Genomic DNA, 20,290 nt, shown 5'->3' on the forward strand with positions numbered 1-20,290 from the left:
AAGATGCTGGAGTCAACCTCAGCATCTTTTTTGATAAAAAATTAACGTCATAACTAAAGCTTAATCACCGAAAAGCTAGGCCAAACGTAATAACTCATTGACCGAGGTTTTGGCTCGGGTTTGCGCATCGACTTTCTTCACGATGATAGCAGTGTACAAACTGTGCGTACCGTCTTCTGATGGCAAGCTACCGGGTACAACGACTGAGCCTGCTGGTACACGGCCGCGATGAATCTCGCCCGTTTCACGGTCATAAATGCGCGTTGATTGCCCGATAAACACGCCCATAGAAATTACTGAGCCTTCTTCTACTATCACGCCTTCAACGATTTCAGAGCGCGCGCCGATAAAGCAATTGTCTTCGATAATCGTTGGACTGGCTTGCAGCGGCTCTAAGACACCGCCGATACCGACGCCGCCTGATAGATGCACGTTTTTACCGATTTGGGCGCACGAACCAACCGTCGCCCACGTATCTACCATCGCGCCTTGGTCGACATAAGCGCCAATGTTGACATACGATGGCATCAAGACGGCACCTGCTGCGATGTATGAGCCTTTACGAGCAACCGCTGGCGGTACCACGCGTACGCCAGCTGCTTTAAACTGCTCTTGAGTCCAGTCAGCAAACTTCGTCGGCACTTTGTCATAAAACTGCACGTGTTCGCCCGCCGCCTGGACATAGTTATCGTTTAAACGAAATGATAATAATACCGCTTTTTTAGCCCATTGATTGACCACCCATTCGCCATCTTTTTTCTCAGCAACACGCAAGCTACCGTTGTCTAATTGTTCAAGCACTGCGTTGATAGCGTCGCGTATGTCTTGTGGCATGGTTGCTGGGCTATAATCGTTACGATTTTCAAAGGCTTGCTCGATGGTTTGTTGCAATGTCATAAATATTCCTAAAGTTGGTGAAGGGTAAAAAAGATAATAAAAGTGGTCGTTTAAATTAATCAAGCATTTTGTTACTAAGCATGTTGTTACCAAGCATTTTGTTACTAGGCAGCAGTATTGCTATTTATCCAGTCTACAATATCTTGATAAACTTGCTGTTTATTTTGTTCATGAATCGGCTCATGGCGCATGTGCGGGTAGAGCTGTAGCGTGATATTGCTAAAGTTCTGTTTTTCTAAACGGCTGGCAATTTTGCGAATACCTTTACCCATATCGCCGATCGGATCGTTCTCGCCACTGACCAGTAACATTGGAAAATCTTTGGCAATGGTCGTTGCCCAGTTTTTATTGAGACCCGCTTCCATTAAGCTAAACAAGGTTAAAAACCCATTGTTGGTAAAGTCAAAGCCCGTCAATGGATCGGCTTCATAAGCTTCGATAGCTTGAGGGTCTTCATTAAGCCAAGCAAATTCTGAAGAAGAAATACGATTATCAAGCTTACTATTGAGTACTTTATTCATCACATTGGCAAAGACTGGGTTTGGTTTTTTAGGCGCCACTTTTGCCAGTACTTTATTAATGGGTAATAGCACTTTGGTCAATGGATTGGCATCAGCGGTACCCATTAAGATGGCACCAGTAAAGTTCTGGGCGTGATGTTTGAGGACATTGCGCACGATAAACGAGCCCATCGAATGACCCATAACGAAATGCGGCACATTAGGATGGCGCACCTTCAAGCTGTCCGCCATGATAATAACGTCTTTTAATAACGACTGCACCGGATGTTCTTCAGCAAAAAAACCCAAATCATTGGCTGATTTGACCGTCTGCCCATGACCCAGCTGATCATAAGTGGCGACCGCAATACCATGATCTGCCAAAAACTGCGCAAACTCTGCATAGCGGCCACTGTGCTCGGCCATGCCATGCACGATCAGTAGGGTAGCAGTAATCGGCGTGGTATTATCGCTTGGCTCAAAAAAAGTATGGTGCAGATAATGGGTGTTGTCAGAGGAGGTAATTTGCTCGGTGTTACTCATAAACGAATCCTAATATTGATATAAAAGAGACAGAAAAAACTTTATAGTCAAAATTATAGGAATTTGACTATAAAGCATTAAAATTTTTCTTAGTATGCTTTCATTATAGTTTTACTTCGTCGGGCGCTGATAGATTATTTTACCTTCTTTAATGGTAGTGACCACATGAATATCTTTAAGCTTATCTGCACTTACCGTCAATGGATTGGCATCTAATATAACCAAATCAGCGAGCTTACCTTTGGTTAAGGTACCTTTGCTATTTTCCTCATAATACTCATAAGCGGCATTGGTCGTGATGGCTTTGAGCGCTTGATAAGGGGTTGCGCGTTCATTGGCGCCGATAATCTTGCCTGAGCGCGAGGTGCGATTAACCGCTGACCAAACGGTAAATAACGGGTCGACAGGTGTCACAGTGTCGTCAGAATGGTTGGTGTATTTTAACCCCATTTTATCCGCTGTCGCTATCGGACTTAAAAAATCAGCGCGTTTTTTGCCTAAATTCTGCACATGCACATCACCCCAAAAATAGGCATGATTGGTAAAAAATGACGGTAACATCTTATATTTTTTAAAGGCTTCTAGCTGATCGGGGCGCGCAAACTGAGCATGAATAGGCACCGTACGGCGATCTTTATCAGCGGCTTGCCCGGTCTTTTTGACCGCATATTCGTGGGCTTTAATAATCATATCTGTCGCGCCATCGCCATTATTATGGATAAACAACTGGTTATCGTGCTTATAAGCCTTGGCAAACATCTCATTGAGCGCATCTTGGCTGATACTCGGCAAACCGCGGCAGTCTTTTTTGCAGTCTGGCACTGGCGTCAAATAAGGTTGACTGAAATAAGCTGTTTTACCTTGCGGCGAGCCATCGGCTATGATTTTAGTTCCTTGAACTTTAAAACCGTTTTGATAGGTCTTCCAAACAAAGTCTTTGTCCGCTAAGTTTTCATCTAAATCACTGCTACCTGCTAATGCGACTAAGTCGATTTTCAGCTTGCCAGCATCGGCTTGTTTTTGGAAAAACTGAATAGTATTACGAGCTGTTGAACCGTTGTGGGCGGTAGTCAGACCATTTTTGGCATAATAATCTTGGGTTTGCTCAAAGAATTTGGCTTGATTGGGCTCTAATACCTCTAGCATTCGCCGCATAAATGGATACATAGCGGTTTCTTGGACGAGACCATTTGGTTCGCTAGAACCTTTAACCCGTGCAATATTACCACCTTCTGGGTTTTTAGTATCTGCGGTAATGTTCAGGGCTGCCAAGGCTTTGCTATTGGCGACACCCATATGACCGCTGGTGTGTTGCAGATATACAGGGTTATTAGGCAATACTTTATCGATATCTGCTTTGGTTGGATGACGACCTTCTTTTAATTGACTCTCATCATAACCCCAACCATAGATCCATTCATCATCGGCGATGTTATTGTCCTTTTTATAGTCTTTTAAGGCTTGTAGTAATTTATCCATACTATCTATCTTGCCAACTGGCGGTGGGTTCAAATTTGCCTGGCCCATGGTGTTTGACACCATATCAAAGTGACTGTGCGGATCGATAAAACCCGGTAGCAAGGTTTTGCTGTTTAAATTCACTTGAGCGGCATTTTTATATTTTGATTGCGCCTTATTTAAATTGCCAACATAAGCAATCTTGCCAGCCTGCGTGACCAAAGCTTCGACCATCTGCGGTTGCTCACCTTCCATGGTAATGATATCGCCATTGTAATAAACCGTTGCTGAATCGCTTGTTTGTTCTGCATTTGGCTGTTTTGCGGTGGTTTGCAGGGCAGTACAACCAATCATGCTCATCAGTCCAATACTCAGTAACGTCGGCTTAATAATACCTATAGTCATGGCGCTATCCCTAATAGTTTTTTCACATAAATAAGAGCTTTATCCAATGTAGCGATAAAGCTTTAAAGGGTCAATGTTATTTATGAATTTATCGTTGGCCAACAATATAGCAGGTTTAATATAAGGTCGATAAGTCAATAACTGAGGGCGATGATAAAAGCTAAGCTGACTTTATTTGTAGATTTTATTTTGTGGATTAACCAAGCACTGCAAGACTGGTAATAGAAGAAGAAAAGAGAAAGGTTTTTGCTATTTATAGGCTTATGAAATAAAACACCAGCCATAAAAAAACCCCCATCAAAGTGATGAGGGTCTTGGCAAATGCCATAATCGAATCAAAAATGATTCAAAAGATTTACAACTAAAATATGGCTCTCCAACCTGGGCTCGAACCAGGGACACACGGATTAACAGTCCGTTGCTCTACCAACTGAGCTATTGGAGAATAAGCGGTAAGGCTTTTATGACTTACGGCAAGCTTAGAAAGTCTCTAATGAGTTATTGCTAAGTGGGGCGTATTCTAGCAAAGATAAAAAATACGTCAAGCTTTTTTTTGCAGATTTTAAAAAGATTGCGTTTTTACGTGGTAGATAAAAGCATTTACAAGGTTTTTAGCGCAAAGACAGGGTTAAAGTAAGCATAAATAGCCCTAGCCATATAAATAAAAAATATCTCCTACACTCACTCTAACTGTCTTTATTTGCGATTTAGCAGAGGCTACTGTATAACGGATATTTAAAATAGACAGGTTTTACGATAACAGCAAGGAATATTATGTCGCAATATAACACCAGCTCTACTGCTAAAAGCGCCCCTTTAAATCATGAATTGTATATGTCGGTGCTGATGACGCCAGATATGGCCAATTTCATCGGCAACGTCCATGGGGGTGATTTGCTCAAGATGCTTGACCAAGTCGCTTATGCTTGCGCCAGTCGCTACAGTGGTAGCTATGTCGTGACGCTATCAGTCGATCAAGTGATGTTCCGCGAGCCTATCTATGTGGGCGAGTTGGTTACTTTTGCCGCTAGTATCAATTATGTCGGTAGAACGTCTATGGAAGTGGGGATTCGGGTTGAAGCGGAGGACGTTCGCGCCCGTACGATTCGTCATACCAATAGCTGCTATTTTACTATGGTGGCGATTGATGATAACGGTAAACCGACGCCTGTGCCTGCGCTTGAGATTAAAAATGCCATGCAGCAGTGCCGTTTTGACGCAGGCTTGGCGCGTAAAGAGCTACGCATGCAAAGCTCGCATCGCCCGAGCTGCGACATCAATCAAATGATTGGCGAAAGTCTGGGCGCTGATAAGATGACGGATAAAAGCGGCAACAACAATGATATGATTGGCGAGCTTGCTCAGCATAGCAATGCCAAATAAGGCGCATTTTACCTAGCAAAATCATCAATACTTAAACAAAGTCTCACGAAAACCTTACTGACCAGTAGCGGCTATTTGGTTAAATTTAATGATAAATAAGGCAGTTAAAAATAGTTAGCGCTCATGGCTTAACTTTTTTGATGGCTATTTAACTTCATTATATTAACCATTTATTGAGCCTCATATGAGTTCAAAAAACACTGAATCATCAAACATTCCTTCCAAAGATCAGCCAGCACCGCAAGCCGTTCGTACCCGCGGTGCTGGCAGTGCGCGTTCTATTGCCAATCTGAACAAAGATACGAGCAATTCTAAAGACGATATCAATCCTAACCTCAATTTTACTAACGTCACGAGCCCCGAAAACGTTCAGGAGGACAAGAAGCAGGAAGACGAGAAATCCTCGTCGCTGGTTACTGTGCTCATTGCCGTAGGAGCGAATGTTATTATTGCCATTGCCAAAACCGTTGCGGCATTTATGACTGGCTCTGCTTCTATGATTGCTGAATCAGCGCATTCGTGGGCAGATGCAGGTAATGGCACTCTACTCATCGTGGCGGAGAAAAAGGCGGTCAAACCTGCCGATAACAGTCACCCGTTAGGCTATGGTAAAGAGTCATACGTATGGTCTATGATTGCCGCTTTTGGCGTTTTTATGGCAGGCTCGATTGTTTCCATCTATACCGGTATCACCGAGTGGAATGCGCCTGAAACAGAAACCAATTACACCATTGGCTTTATTATTTTGGCAGTGGCCTTTGTGCTCGAAGGTTTTTCTCTAGTGCAGGCGTATTTACAAAGTAAAAAGCATGGTCAGGCTATCAATGTCAGTGCGTTAGGTTATGTGGTGAATACTTCAAACCCAACGTTGCGCGGGGTGTTTTTTGAGGATTTGGCAGCGGTTATCGGTTTAGTGGTCGCAGCAGCAGCGATGGGCATGCATGCCTATACGGGTGAGCCGTTCTGGGATGCCCTTGGTTCTATTATCGTTGGCATATTATTGGGTATGGTTGCCATCTTTTTAATCAATCGCAATCGTGATTTTTTGGTTGGCTATAAAGTCTCAGAAAAGACCCATTGCTATATCTTAACGGAACTATTGAACCATCCTGATATCGACAGCGTCTCTTATTTACACTTAGAGTGGGTCGGACCCAAAAAAATCTTTATGGTGGCAGCGGTCGATATCGCCGGTAATCAACAAGAACAGCAAATCGCGCAAAAATTTGAAGATATTGAAAACCAATTCCGTGCCAATCCATTATTTCAAGAAGCGATTTTGACATTATCTGTTCCCGATGCTGAGGTTTTACGTTTACCGGATGAGCAGTGTGCTTAATAAATCTTGCCAAATAATAAATAATCGTCACCTATAATAATAAGAGTCTTATATGAAAAATTACCTAAAATCTTCCAAAAAAAATACCAGTCGGCGTCCTACTAGCATCAATCCATTACTTACTTTGGTGGTGACAACGCTGCTATCAGCACCTATCGTCAATGCTAATGCAGAATTGATTGTCCATAGTGAGCCAAATAGGGTTAGTAAGGGCACCAATAATATTGCCAAGCAGCAAATGAACAATCAAGCACCAACTGATGTGTCTATCATTAAACTGATGCAAGTGATGCATATCGACGCGCAGATTCAGTCTATCGTCAATGGCCAACAAGCGGCCATCGATGCCATTAATACGCAAACCAAAAACCAGAATCAAAGTAGTAATCAGCGCGCCAGTGACCAACAGTTAAATAAGCGCCAACGCGAGCTACAAGAGCAAATTCAGAGCGTGTTAGGTCAATATACGAAGATTATGACTGAGGGTATCGGCAATGCAGCCGACGCACAAACTTTGACGCAAGCTTATATCAGTGCCGCTAAGACTTACTATACGCAGGCTGAAGTCGATGCCCAGATTAAATTCTACGATACGGCGGTAGGGCAAAGTATCCTTGCCAAGCAGCCACAAATTACCGCGGCTTTTTTACAGCAATCCTTGCCTGAAGATACCAGCGAGACTGAAGCGCAATTAAGCGAGCTATTGCCGCAAATGAAGCAGATTATTAAAGGCGTATTTTAAAGTCATTATTTTTTAGTCTAATTCTAACCCGTTTTAATACCCGTCTTTAAAATCAATTTTTCTTGCTTGCTTGCTGTGCCTTCGCAGACAGAGTCTATAAAAAATTTATATCAGCCATACCGTCGCGTTTTTAGGATGTTTTGACTATAACAGCAATTTATAAATATAAGGTTTTAGAGATAAAAAAAGGTCACTATAAAAGTGACCTTTTTTTATACTTATCTGAATACCATTTATAGATTTATTCAGTCATTGTTATTTTTTCTTGGGGGCATTAGCACCGATGAACCAAGCATCTTTATCGACAATACGGCTTACTTCGGTCAATAAATCTGCCGTATCTTCATCGCCTGCGTCGCCCGCGGTATCAATACCTTCACGCAGTGAAGCGGCAATGGTTTTATAACGATTGGTAAGCTCGCGTACGTGCTCATCAACTTCTGTGATATCAGTTGGATAAGTCTCTAAGATAGAGTCTTCGACCACACGCTTAGAGATACCGTTGGCTTTACCGCCAAGAATAACGATACGTTCGGCAACTGTATCAAATGCTTCAGTCAAACGCTCATAAGTCTCATCTAACAATTGATGTACGCCAATAAAGCCAGTACCTTGTAAGTTCCAATGGCACTGCTTACTGTCCATACTTAGGTCAATCAGATTGGCTAAGTTAGCGTTTAACAGTTCAACCATTTTTTCAGCGGTTTTATCATCAATACCACTTGCGTAACGTTCTCTCATAATTTACTCCATTATTTTAAGTTTTTATTAGTTGTTGGATTAATTTTTAAGCGTGTTGTTGCTTGTATTTATCGCTTCTTAATACTGCTTGTTCATTAATTCAGTGCCCATAGTAGCAATTTATGAGCGCGATTGAACCCCTAGGTTTTAGGCTTTATTAAGTGGTCGTGTAATGACTTTGTTAATCGTGAAAAGCTTTGTAAATTTAGCTGCCATTCTGTGCCTTTCCTATAAATAATAGACATTAAATGAATAGTAGTCGTTTTAAAATTACCACCAATGTAGCGCAAATTTTAGCTGTTAATTATGTGTGTAAATAGGAAATGAAACTCACGATTATCCTTTAAAAACTGAGCTTTAGACCCCACATTGTTATAAATCCAAATTCTTATAACCTTTTATAAATGTCAGGAAGAAAGCCATTATGCGAATGCCTGAACCGCGCTCGTCGCGTCAGTTAAACCAATTGGCCACTCAGCTGCAAGGCGAAGCTGAAATCAGTGGTGTCAACGCGTCTGGTACGCAAATATCAAGCCGCGCCTTTGAGATGGTCACCGACTTTGAGCCGGCAGGCGATCAACCACAAGCAATCGAAAAGTTGGTCAAAGGCATCAAATCAGGCATGGATGAGCAATTATTACTCGGTGTGACCGGTTCTGGTAAGACTTATACCATGGCAAAGGTCATCGCTGAATGCCAACGTCCAACCATTATTATGGCGCACAATAAAACCCTTGCCGCCCAGCTTTATGGCGAATTTAAAGCGTTCTTTCCAAATAATGCGGTTGAGTATTTTGTCAGTTATTACGATTATTATCAGCCGGAAGCCTATGTTGCGGCGAGTGATACCTTTATCGAAAAAGACAGTGCCATCAACGACCATATTGACCAAATGCGCCTATCAGCGACGCGGGCGCTGCTTGAGCGCCGTGATGCGATTATTGTGGCTTCGGTCTCCTGCATTTATGGTTTGGGCGATCCAGAAAGTTATCTAAAAATGCTCTTGCATGTCGTCGTCGGCGACAAAATCGATCGTACTGCTACTATTAAACGTTTGGTTGAAATGCAATATAACCGTAATGAGTTAGATTTTGGCCGTGGTACCTATCGCTTGCGCGGTGAGCTATTAGATATTTATCCTGCGGAATCTGAGCAGCTAGCGGTGCGCGTGCATTTATTTGATGATGAAGTGGAGAAAATTACTTGGTTTGACCCGTTAACCGGCAAAACCGTCCGAAGTGTGCCGCGTATTACCATTTATCCGAAATCGCATTATGTGACCCCGCGCAATAAATTGGAAGCGGCAAGTCATACCATTCGTGCTGAGCTTGAGCCGCGCTTAGAGTATTTTCGCGACAATAATAAATTGGTTGAAGCGCAGCGTCTAAAAGAGCGTACCCAGTATGACCTTGAAATGATTCAGCAGCTCGGCTACTGTAATGGTATCGAAAACTACTCGCAGCATCTGTCTGGTCGTCCGTCAGGGGAAGCGCCGCCAACTTTGTTTGATTATATTCCAGAAGATGCGCTGTTATTTATCGATGAATCGCACGTGACGGTTTCGCAAATTGGGGCGATGTATAAAGGCGATAGGTCACGTAAAGAAAACCTCGTTAATTATGGTTTTCGTCTGCCAAGTGCCATGAATAATCGCCCGATGAAGTTTGAAGAGTGGGAGCGTATCAAGCCAAAGACCATTTATGTTAGCGCAACGCCAGCACAGTATGAGCTTGAGCATAGCGAGCAGGTGGTCGAGCAAGTTGTGCGTCCAACCGGCTTGATTGACCCTGAGATTGAGATTCGTCCGGTATTGACGCAGGTTGATGATGTGTTATCGGAGATTACCAAACGCCGTGAGCTTGACGAGCGCGTGCTTATCACAACATTAACTAAGCGAATGGCAGAAGATTTGACCAGTTACCTTAAAGAATACGATGTCAAAGTCGCTTATCTGCATTCAGATATCGATACGGTTGAGCGCATGCAGATCATTCATGAGCTGCGGACAGGCGTTCATGATGTGTTGGTCGGTATTAACCTGTTGCGTGAAGGGCTTGATATGCCAGAGGTGTCATTAGTGGCGATATTTGATGCTGATAAAGAGGGCTTTTTGCGTTCTGAGCGCTCGCTGATTCAGACTATTGGCCGTGCTGCCCGTCACTTAAACGGTAAAGCGATTTTGTACGCCGACCGCATTACACCGAGTATGGAAAAAGCGATAGAGGAGACTGACCGTCGCCGCGAAAAACAAGTCGCCTTTAATCTTGAGCACAATATTACGCCAAAAGGCGCGCGCCGTAGTATTACCGATAAAATTGACACGGGTGAAAACCTTGATGTCAATGACAATCAAGTGATTCCTGTGAAAAGCAATTTGCCTGATGTCGATATCAGCATTTTGCGCAGTCCTGATTTACTGGCCAAAGAAATCAAACGCCTTGAGAAACAAATGCAGCAAATGTCACGAGATTTGAAGTTTGAAGAAGCGGCAAAAACGCGTGATAAAGTATTGGAATTAAAAGCGCATTTGATTTAATGGTTTAATTCCGACTGAATGTAGACGTAGAAAGGTGAGTTGCATAGGCTGCAGCTCACCTTTTTTTATTTAACAATGAGACTCAAAAAAGCTTGTCCTTGTATGCATTAATAACTAATAATTTGCTATTAGATAACTTGTAATTATGATAAATGCCACTTAAGATGATATGACGCAGCGGCATGCGCTATATCACTCACGGACGACGTAGGCGGATTACCTATCATGCATAATAATATCGATAACAACAGTCATAAATTACTCAAGTTAGACTTTAATGAAAACTCTTTAGGCATGTCGGACGCTGCCAAAGAAGCCATCACTAATGCTTTAGCTGGCGCTGCTCGCTATCCTGATAAACATCGCGTTACGCTGCAGAGTAAAGTAGCGGCTCTCAACGGCGTACCTGAAAATCAGGTTTTATTGGGCAATGGCTCAATTGAGAGTATCAGAGCAGTGGTGCAAATGCTGCATGACAAAGCATTAAAAACAGATACAAGGTTTCAGCTAATTATTCCAGACCCAACTTTCGGCTGTGCAGAGCTGTATGCACGCTCATTAGATATTCCAGTAGTCAAAGTGCCATTAACGCGCGATGACTATGATTTAGACTTTGATAATCTACAAAAAGCGGCTGCTCAATTTGACGGTATCAGTCTTTTTTATTTGTGCAATCCTAATAATCCAACCGCTATCATTACCGAAACGGATACACTCAAAGCGTGGATAAAAAATGCGCCAAAAAACCACTATTTCTTAGTGGATGAAGCCTACTTTGGCTATATCACCGATCCAAGTTTTGTGAGCGGCGTTGAATGGATAAAAGAGGGGCTATCAGATAACTTGATTGTCGTGCGCACTTTCTCAAAATTATTTGGGCTAGCAGGCTTGCGCGTCGGTTATGCGATTGCCAATCCGTCGATGATTGCAGAAATCGGGTCTTTGATGTCTACCGATAATATCAACATGTTAGGTGCGGTAGCAGCAATAGCAACGCTAGAAGACGAGGCGTTTTTGGCGCATAGCTTACAAACCACCAATCAATCAAGAAAAATAATGGAGACAGCGCTCGATGAGCTGGGGCTGCGTTATTTACCCTCGCAAACCAACTTTATTTTCCATGAAGTCAATGGCGATGTACAAACCTATATCGATCGTATGCTCGAACATGGTATTGCCGTTGGTCGCGAGTTCCCTTCGATACCAGGTTTTAACCGCATCACACTTGGCACACCCGAAGAGATGACAGTCGTTATTAAGACGTTACAGTTATTTCGTGAAAAAGGCTGGGTGTAATTACGCACAATCGTATGATTGGATTTACCAAAAAGAAGGGACGCTTAGACGGCGTCTTTTTTTTACCAACATCAAACGCAGTTTTACATATTCTGTCTTAAAAAGTATCCGTACACCTTATAGGATAAGTTAATAAAGCACGATTTATCATAAGTAAATATGCGAGACGCATACCATAAAGACCATAAGAATAGACGTGCTAAAGGTTTTTAAAATTTTAAGACAAAGGGTGTATGTATGTTTGATATCAAATCTTTTTTTAAGAGAGAAGTAGAAAAAAAGCTCATGGATGTGGATGATTATATTTTTATGCCTGAGCGTATCGAGATGGCGCTTGAAGGCGGAGAGTTGAATTGTGTGTTAAATAGTGATGGCCGCGTCGACATTTTTTATAGTAAGCAGGGCGTGACAGAAGTCAGTTCGGCATCGCGTAAGCATCCTTTTACAGCGTTTGAGACCGAGTTATATCATGGCGTTTATGATGATGTCATCCATGCTTTGGTCAAAGAAGTAAATAAGATAATCGACGGCTCATCTAAGTATTTTCATCGCAGTAAAATATTGCCATCGACCGCGTCTTTGCCCGTTCGTCCAACGCCTAGCAATGAGTTATAAATTGACTAATCATAAGTACGTCAGTATTTCATAAATCCCATTAGCTAAATGAGTAATAAAAAAGGGTAAATCATATGACTCACCCTTTTTTTTGGCTACTATTTTTTTACCTTAAGTATGCAAAATACTGTGCGGAGCATATTGTGCTAAGCGCCACTTAAAACGGCAGACTTTTTCACTGCCATAGATTTGTTAGCATCAGATAGGGCAGCGACGTTAGTAAGCGGGCGCGATTGACTGCCGTCAATCAAGTGGTTAGTCTGTGTTTTAGTAAGCAAGCTTTTTGCAAATTTTACGCTATCATCTCGTTTTTTTAAGGTGTCCGTGTAATACCATTCACATTGAAACGCCTGCTCAGTGATATCGAGGAGCATATAACCACGTTCGGTCTGATTGTTAAATTTCTGATGCGGGTTTAGCTCAACACCTGCGGTTTCAGGAAAGGGCGAAGACGTCAATGCCGGACAGACGAACTCTACAGCTAAAGAACCTTTGCCGGTTAGAGGATTATAGCTACTTGCTTCAAAAGGGTTTTTTGCAATATCAAATGCAAAGGAAGCATGATAATCCCCAGTTAAAACAACCGTATTGGAGATATTATTTTCTTCGATAAAGTTGAGCAAACGTGTGCGTGCACTGGCATACCCATACCAAATATCGCCAGAATTGGTGGCAAAAGTGCCTTTAAATGGCGCCAAAATAACTTGTTGCCCGAGTATTTGCCATGTTGCTTGTCGGCGTTTACCTTCGAGCATCTTTAAATAGAGCCAGTTTTCTTGTTCAAGACCTAATGATTGACGTTCAGGCTCGTTGCTGGCTTTGGCATCAAGCTTTTCGCGACCAAATATGCGCGTATCTAGCATGTTTAAATCGAATAATTTACCAAACTCAAAACGTCGATAGATGCGTAATTGACTGTCTAGCTCGTTGCTACTGTCATCGCGGATAGGCATCCACTCATGATAAGCGCGCACGGCCGACATTTTGCGTTCTATATAGCTGCCTTTACTCTCAGTATGAAAACCTGCACCACCTTTCCATGAATTGTCTGCGATTTCGTGATCGTCCCAAACAGCGATAAACGGATGCTGACGGTGACATTCTTGCAAATCGACATCGGTACGGTAGCAAGCTTAGCGGCGACGATAATCCTCTAAGCTGATAATCTCGCTTTTTGGCTCTAGCGGTCGCTCTTCTTTTAAATCGTCATCGCGATAGAAGCCTTCTGGATACTCATAGATATAATCGCCCAAATGTATGACGGCAGAGATATCGGCTTGCTTGGCGATATTGGCATAACCATTAAAGTAGCCAAAGCCATAGTTTGAGCAGGAAACCACGGCTAAGCGCACACGATCAACTTCGCTTGCTGGCAAGTCTGCTTGTGGTATGGTGCGTGTGCGACCAATAGGAGAGCGATAGCCTAGTGCTTCAAAAGCATAATAATAAGTGGTATTGGGTTGTAGGTTTTTAGGGTCGACTTTTACGGTGAAGTCGGATTGCGCTGTCGCTATTGCGCGACCTTGAGTAACGATGTTTTTCAGCGCTGGGTCTGTTGCTACCCTATAAGCAACAGGAATGCTGGCGGCTTGGATACTGCCGTCATTGGTAATTCGTGTCCATAGTATGACCCGATCTTGGAGCGGGTCACTACTGGCAATGCCATGCACAAAAGGTGCTGCGCCTTGATAGCCTAAACCATCTAAACCATCGAGGTTATTTGGTGGCCTGACGTCATCATCATCTGATGAGCAAGCACTGAGCTGAGTCAACACAGTGCCGGCTACCGTTAGCTGACCACCAAGTTTTATAAATGCACGTCTTTTCATCAGTCATCCTTGACATGGGTTAAAGATAAATTCCATTTGTCATTCACAATAGTAAATAATCTATATGAATAAGTTGGGTTGTGCAATCAATAACCCAACTTATTTCGTGAAATAAGCCCTTTAGTCAAGTCGCTGATCCAGCATCTATTTTTCAGCTACTTATTTAACGATACTGCCATAACAGCTTTGCAGCGTTTTTGCTACCACTTTAGTGACCAGTTGGGTGCGATAGTTGGCATCAATTGCCGCATTGCCAAGTTCAACGAGGGTCACTTGCTGCGGCGCTTGCTCGCTGACGCAGCCGCAAACTCGACCTTTTATCTCTTCCTCTTGGGCATCTGACATCGCCACACTAGCAATGCGCCAAGCATTTTGTTTTTCAATCTGACTGCGGCATTGGTTATCAATAGCGGCTTTAAAAATATTCATCCCAATCTCGTTTGCCGAACCGATGGCCGTGCCAGCATTGGTATTCATATCAGAAGTGGCACAGCCAGCTAGGACAAATGTGGCAAAAACGATGCTCGAAGCAAATAGTTTTTTCATAAGTTTTCCTTTAAGGTTTATCGATTCTATTGATGTTATTAGCGATTATATGTAATAGAGACCAATTATAGTAGTGAAAAATTATAGATATCTGCGTATTAGTAAAAAAGATAATCATTGGCAGTAAGTGTTCTTTTAACTATTCAAGCAGTAATCACGCGTCGGCTGCGCATGGCAAGAATCAAAGTTATTTTAACAATTAAGGGAAATGTTAATAGAAGTTTACAAGGTGCATAAAGTCTGTTTAAATGATGATAAGAATATGGAACTTAGTACCGCGTAGCGAAACAATAGCTAGTCTAATTATTTTGGTTTAGCAAATTTGAAGAGATAAACTACGATTCATGCGTGCCAATGTTTGCTATCGCATAAAACAAGATAGCAATGTATGACACCTCATGCTTTAATTACATGGATACTTTTGATTGTATCAATGGGACGCTACACTTTTCAAAAATTAATATAGTATATAAAGCTCACAATTCAACACGGATTAGTTACTATTACAGTGACATGGTTAAGTAATATTTTATAAATCCAATTCGCTTTATTTTATCAAGGATGAAAATAATGATGTTTTTTAGTAAAACTCCTCTCCTAGCTGCAATTGTTGCCTTAAGTATGACGATGGTTGCCTGTTCAGACAACACGGCGACTGATACCAATGATAGCGCTACCACGGACAATACTGCTGCTTCAGTGGCGAGTGATAAGCTTGAAACCAAGTTTGTCACTATCGCAACAGGGGGCGCATCAGGTCCTTATAATATTATTGGCACCTCTTTAGCAGAAATCTACGCCAAAACCTTTGGCGTTAATGCTAAGACCCAAACCACGGGGGCGTCAGTAGAAAACGTCAATCTACTCACGCAAGGTAAAGTCGACATGGTGCTAGCACTTAGTGATGTCGTCACTAATGCGGTTGAAGGTACTGAAGACTTTAAAGAACCGATAACAAATATTCAACAAGTTGCCGTTCTATATCCAAATGTGATTCAGATAGTCGCTTCAGAAAAATCTGGTATCAAAAATATCGAAGATTTAAAAGGTAAGCGTATTGCGGTTGGTGATCAAGGTTCTGGAACGGAAGTCAATGCTCGGACGTTGTTAGAAGGTTTTGGTATCACTTATGATGATGTCAAAGTTGACTATCTAGGGTTTGCCGATGCAGCCGATGCGATGAAAGCGGGTAAGATTGAAGCGGCGTTTTTTAGTAGCGGCTTACCAAACTCTTCACTGTTAGAGCTAGAGCAGGGTATCAAATTGCAGCTGGTCACCATCAATCAAGATAAGCTTAAACAAATTATCGAAAACAAGCCTTACTTTAAGACGTTCGAGATTCCTGCTGGAACATATGGTAACGATGCCGCCATTCCAACGACTGCCGTGATGAATGCGTTGTTGATTCGTTCTGACATCTCTGAAGAGGATGGCTATAAACTGACCAAAGCGCTGTTTGAAAACTTGGATGGCCTAAAAAATGCCCACCAAGCAGCTAATGATATTAGCTTAGAGACTGCTCAAGAAGGAATGGTAGCTCCTATCCATCCAGGCGCTAAGAAATACTATGAAGAGCAATCAGCTAAGTAAACGCTTAAGTTTAACAGTCGGCGCAGCAGTGACTGCTGCGCTAGCGGTTTTAATATTCTGGGTAATTTTTACCCGCCAGTCTGTCATCGAGGTGCGCGTCGATGATGTTGCTGAATCTGATAAAAAAGTATGTTATTTCGTTGAGCCTAATTTTCAATTGCGCTGGATTCATTCTGTAGAAAAGCAATGGTGGGAGGAGCAATATGTTCGTGAGAATCAAGGTTTATTGCTAACCACTACTTATCTACAAGCTTTTGGGGCGGGAACCCCATCTACTGAAAATGTCGCTCCAATAAGAAAACCAGGCTATGTTGGCTATCAAATCAACGAAAGACTCCCCAGTCTTAACTGGGTTGTTTCAAGGCGCACTGAAGGTGAGATTGATTATGCAGGTCATCGTATTTTAATTCATCAATGGGTGCCTGATTATTCTGCAGTAACTATTACGCCCAAATCGTATAGTCTAATAGATAGATTTAATAAGGATTTTTGTCATGAACTCTCAAGTGATGGATCACAATAGCGGGACTACTGTCTCTAGCGATGAGGCTAAGTTGTCTAAGCAACCTGGCCTTCATGATAGCACTGATATCGATGACGACGTTGATCCTAACCTCACACAAGCAATACTAGAAAAGTACGACCGAGAGTCAATTACGCGTCATATCACTCAAGGGCCAGTAAAATATATTATCGCTGCGATTTGTATTTTATATTCACTTTTTCATCTATATATTACTTTTAATCCTATGCCATCATTGTTACAGCGTTCTGTGCATGTAGGTATTGGTTTTGCATTGATTTTTCTGATTTTTCCAGCCAGTAAGAAGAGTAGCCGCAAGCGGGTGGCTTGGTATGACTGGGTTTGGTTCGTGTTATCTTTATCTGGAATGGCATATCTTATCTATGAGTATCAAGATATTGTGACCTCACGTGGTGGCATCGCCAATCAAACGGATGTATTGTTCTCTATTATCACGGTGATTTGTGTACTCGAGGGCAGTAGGCGTATTACTGGTTGGATATTACCAATATTGGCGTCAATATTTTTGTTATATCCATTTATCAGCCATATGAATTTTATGCCTGACCGGCTACTCACTCGTCCTTATGATTTTGGCGATATTTTTGGTCAGTTATTCCTCAAAACCGAAGGCCTATATTCGGTTGCCATCGGTGCCTCAGTTACGTTTATCTTTTTATTCATCCTCTTTGGCGCATTTTTAGCGCGTTCAGGCATGGGTCAGCTATTTAATGATTTGGCATTAGCGCTGGCAGGCGATAAAAAAGGCGGCCCTGCTAAAGTGGCTGTCATCTCAAGTGGCTTTATGGGCAGTATCAATGGATCTGCCTTATCAAACGTAGTCAGTACCGGCGCGTTTACTATCCCATTGATGAAAAAGGTTGGTTATCATAAAGATTTTGCGGGTGCTGTAGAGGCAAGTGCATCAGTCGGTGGTCAAATATTGCCGCCAATTATGGGTGCTAGTGCTTTTATCATGGCCGAGACCACAGGTCTACCGTATAGCACTATTGCTTTGGCAGCATTGTTACCTGCTATCTTGTATTATTTAGGCGTCATCGCGCAGGTGCATTTTCGCGCAGGCCGCCGAGACTTAAAAGGTATGGCAAAAGAGAGTTTGCCGCAAGTAAAAGAAGTATTAAAAGCGCGCGGACATATGCTGCTACCCATTGTGTTTTTGATTTTTTTATTGATTAAGAATGTACCGGTAGGGTATGCCGCTGCCTATACCATTGGCTTTACTGTTGTCATCAGTATGCTGCGAGCTGAGACGCGCATGAGTTTTAAGGACATTTTGGGCGCGCTAGAAGACGGTGCGCGCCAGTCGTTAGCGGTCATGGCGGCCTGTGCGGTCGTAGGGGTTATTATTGGGGTAGTCAGCTTAACGAGCTTTGGTACGGTGATGACCTCTTCGATTGTCACTTTAGGAGCAGGCTCATTATTGCTCACCTTGATTTTAACCATGCTGGCGTCGATGGTTTTAGGAATGGGATTACCATCGATTCCTGCATATATTATTACGGCAACGATGGCGGCGCCCGCATTAGCAGGATTCAATATTCCTATTTTGGCGGCGCATATGTTTGTGTTCTATTTTGGCGTATTTGCCAATATTACTCCGCCGGTCTGTTTGGCAGCCTTTGCTGGCGCTGGTATCTCTGGTGGTGATCCTATGAAAACAGGGTTTCTGTCGTTAAAGTTGGCACTGGCTGGATTTATCGTTCCATTTATGTTTATTTATAATCCTGCAATGTTGATGATTGACCCGACAGGTCTTGCGGTTACGGCAAAAGAATTCCCATTGCCCCCAATCATCGATATTGTTACGGCCGTTGTGACGTCTGTGATTGGTGTGATTGGCCTTAGTGCGGCGTTAGAAGGGTATTTTAAAGGCAGTATGAATACAATCACGCGCATCATTTTGGCAATTGGTGCTTTACTGCTGATTTATCCGGGTCTTATCACAGGTTTGATAGGCGGTGTCATCATCCTTGGTATCGCGTTGTTAAATATGAAAAACAGTAAAACAGCAGTCCAACCTCTAAATGTTTGACGTTATTTAGGGATTAAGTGTATAAGCATAAAAAAAGGGCGAATAGTAACTATCTACTATTCGCCCTTTATATGTTTTAAGATTCGTCATCCTACTTTGGTATCGTGACGAATATTACTTAGCAGCCAAGCTTACCTTCTGCTTCAAGCGCTTTTTTGCTACGAATTGGTGCTGGGCAATCTTCACCATAGTATTGACGATCGGCAAAGTAGCTTGAGCGTACCATTGGGCCGGCCCAAATGCTAAAGAAACCAATCTTTTTACCATAGTCCATATAACGCTGGAATTCGTCTGGATGTACGTAACGATCAACTGGCGCATGATCCTTACTAGGTTGCAGATACTGTCCAATGGTAATCATATCGACGTCATGGGCTTTTAAATCGTCAAGCAGCGCATAGATTTCTTCTTCGGTCTCACCAAGTCCAACCATAAACCCGCATTTGGTGGCGATATCAGGACGGCGCTCTTTATAAATTTTAAGCAAATCTAATGAATGCTGATAGTCAGAGCCTGGACGGAAGGCTTTATACAGACGCGGCACGGTTTCGATATTGTGGTTAAACACATCTGGCGCGGTTTCAGTCAATAAATCTAAGGCTATTTCCATACGCCCACGGAAATCTGGCACTAGTATTTCAATCAAGCAATTTGGGCTTAGCGCGCGCGATTCATTGAGAACTTCAACGAAATGTCCAGCACCGCCGTCTTTTAAATCATCGCGGTCAACTGAAGTAATCACTGCGTATTTCAGACCTAGACCTTGAATGGTCTCAGCGGTATGGCGTGGCTCGTCTTTGTCCAATTCATTTGGACGACCATGACCGACATCACAAAACGGGCAACGACGGGTACAGATATCACCCATAATCATAAAGGTTGCCGTACCATCAGCGAAGCACTGCGGCAGATTCGGGCAAGCGGCTTCTTCACAGACGGTATAAAGCTTTTGCTCACGCAGAGTGGCTTTGATACGCGCTACTTCCGCAGGTGACGACATTTTAACCCGAATCCAATCAGGCTTTTTCTTGGCCTCGACGGTCGGAATCACTTTAATTGGGATACGCGCGACCTTATCGTAGCCACGTAGCTTTTCGCCTTGGATGGCTTTTTTCGGTTTTGCACGGGCAGCGGGGACGTGGGTTTGTACGGCGTTTGTCATAATCAAATGTTCTCTTAACCCTTGATATGATAAGGGTTTTTGGCATTATTAGAATGTTTTATGGATGCAGCTATTATAGCAGATAATGGCTCAAGGTTTTTTGGGCAATCTTGTTAAGACAATCAAAAAAGC

15 protein-coding genes, 1 tRNA gene and 1 pseudogene are annotated in these 20,290 nt (G+C 42.7%); 9 read left to right on the top strand and 8 right to left on the bottom strand.

The genetic code is table 11. The features are described from left to right. Nucleotides 1-75: 75 nt before the first annotated feature. From dapD to RAH45_RS04125, 4 genes are all read right to left on the bottom strand, one after another. Nucleotides 76-897, bottom strand: a complete 822-nt coding sequence (gene dapD / locus RAH45_RS04110) for a 2,3,4,5-tetrahydropyridine-2,6-dicarboxylate N-succinyltransferase (RefSeq protein WP_306495567.1) — start codon at nt 895-897, stop codon at nt 76-78. Between the two features lie 104 nt (nt 898-1,001). Next, nucleotides 1,002-1,940, bottom strand: coding sequence for an alpha/beta fold hydrolase (locus RAH45_RS04115; RefSeq protein ID WP_191690555.1), 939 nt, complete (start codon nt 1,938-1,940; stop codon nt 1,002-1,004). Between the two features lie 111 nt (nt 1,941-2,051). After that, the gene (locus RAH45_RS04120) at nt 2,052-3,803 is read right to left on the bottom strand and encodes an amidohydrolase (protein WP_225211590.1); all 1,752 of its coding nucleotides are present in this window, start codon (nt 3,801-3,803) and stop codon (nt 2,052-2,054) included. Between the two features lie 369 nt (nt 3,804-4,172). Continuing rightward, nucleotides 4,173-4,248: transfer RNA gene (locus RAH45_RS04125), tRNA-Asn, on the bottom strand. 329 nt (nt 4,249-4,577) lie between these two features. Between RAH45_RS04125 and RAH45_RS04130 the strand changes: the two genes are divergently transcribed. From RAH45_RS04130 to RAH45_RS04140, 3 genes are all read left to right on the top strand, one after another. Then, on the top strand, nt 4,578-5,186 hold the full coding sequence (locus tag RAH45_RS04130; protein ID WP_191690557.1) for an acyl-CoA thioesterase: 609 nt from the start codon (nt 4,578-4,580) through the stop codon (nt 5,184-5,186). A gap of 184 nt (nt 5,187-5,370) precedes the next feature. Then, on the top strand, nt 5,371-6,525 hold the full coding sequence (locus tag RAH45_RS04135) for a cation diffusion facilitator family transporter (protein ID WP_191690559.1): 1,155 nt from the start codon (nt 5,371-5,373) through the stop codon (nt 6,523-6,525). A 52-nt stretch (nt 6,526-6,577) separates the two neighbouring features. Next, a complete protein-coding gene (locus RAH45_RS04140; protein ID WP_191690561.1) occupies nt 6,578-7,267 on the top strand; it encodes a DUF2059 domain-containing protein in 690 nt (229 codons plus the stop codon). Nucleotides 7,268-7,522: 255 nt separating this feature from the next. On the opposite strand, the gene dps is transcribed toward RAH45_RS04140, so the two are convergent. Further along, the gene (gene dps / locus RAH45_RS04145; RefSeq protein ID WP_068406213.1) at nt 7,523-8,008 is read right to left on the bottom strand and encodes a DNA starvation/stationary phase protection protein Dps; all 486 of its coding nucleotides are present in this window, start codon (nt 8,006-8,008) and stop codon (nt 7,523-7,525) included. Nucleotides 8,009-8,432: 424 nt separating this feature from the next. Between dps and uvrB the strand changes: the two genes are divergently transcribed. The 3 genes from uvrB to RAH45_RS04160 all read left to right on the top strand — a co-directional run bounded on the left by uvrB (nt 8,433) and on the right by RAH45_RS04160 (nt 12,455). Continuing rightward, nucleotides 8,433-10,544, top strand: coding sequence for an excinuclease ABC subunit UvrB (gene uvrB / locus RAH45_RS04150; RefSeq protein ID WP_191690563.1), 2,112 nt, complete (start codon nt 8,433-8,435; stop codon nt 10,542-10,544). A 225-nt stretch (nt 10,545-10,769) separates the two neighbouring features. Then, entirely contained in the window at nt 10,770-11,840 is a 1,071-nt protein-coding gene (locus RAH45_RS04155; protein WP_225211591.1) for a pyridoxal phosphate-dependent aminotransferase, read from the top strand. Nucleotides 11,841-12,077: 237 nt separating this feature from the next. Further along, a complete protein-coding gene (locus tag RAH45_RS04160) occupies nt 12,078-12,455 on the top strand; it encodes a hypothetical protein (RefSeq protein ID WP_102077848.1) in 378 nt (125 codons plus the stop codon). Nucleotides 12,456-12,601: 146 nt separating this feature from the next. Here RAH45_RS04160 and RAH45_RS04165 read toward each other — a convergent pair. After that, a pseudogene (locus RAH45_RS04165) lies at nt 12,602-14,284 on the bottom strand (alkaline phosphatase). 159 nt (nt 14,285-14,443) lie between these two features. Next, a complete protein-coding gene (locus RAH45_RS04170) occupies nt 14,444-14,830 on the bottom strand; it encodes a hypothetical protein (protein ID WP_191690569.1) in 387 nt (128 codons plus the stop codon). Nucleotides 14,831-15,403: 573 nt separating this feature from the next. Between RAH45_RS04170 and RAH45_RS04175 the strand changes: the two genes are divergently transcribed. Genes RAH45_RS04175 through RAH45_RS04185 form a run of 3 tightly spaced genes read left to right on the top strand, consistent with a single transcriptional unit; the run spans nt 15,404 to nt 18,996 of the window. Continuing rightward, nucleotides 15,404-16,420: a TAXI family TRAP transporter solute-binding subunit gene (locus RAH45_RS04175; protein ID WP_373429184.1), complete on the top strand. Its 1,017-nt coding sequence runs from the start codon at nt 15,404-15,406 to the stop codon at nt 16,418-16,420. After that, nucleotides 16,398-16,943 (top strand): DUF1850 domain-containing protein, encoded by a 546-nt coding sequence (locus RAH45_RS04180; RefSeq protein WP_191690573.1) that lies wholly within the window; start codon nt 16,398-16,400, stop codon nt 16,941-16,943. The genes RAH45_RS04175 and RAH45_RS04180 overlap by 23 nt, the downstream gene beginning before the upstream one ends. Then, on the top strand, nt 16,915-18,996 hold the full coding sequence (locus tag RAH45_RS04185) for a TRAP transporter permease (protein WP_306495568.1): 2,082 nt from the start codon (nt 16,915-16,917) through the stop codon (nt 18,994-18,996). The genes RAH45_RS04180 and RAH45_RS04185 overlap by 29 nt, the downstream gene beginning before the upstream one ends. A gap of 118 nt (nt 18,997-19,114) precedes the next feature. Here the strand turns inward: RAH45_RS04185 and lipA are convergent, their stop codons facing one another. Beyond that, a complete protein-coding gene (gene lipA, locus RAH45_RS04190; RefSeq protein WP_068406192.1) occupies nt 19,115-20,158 on the bottom strand; it encodes a lipoyl synthase in 1,044 nt (347 codons plus the stop codon). Nucleotides 20,159-20,290: the final 132 nt, after the last annotated feature.

Source organism: Psychrobacter sp. van23A, from assembly GCF_030845275.1.
Taxonomy (GTDB): Bacteria; Pseudomonadota; Gammaproteobacteria; order Pseudomonadales; family Moraxellaceae; genus Psychrobacter; species Psychrobacter faecalis.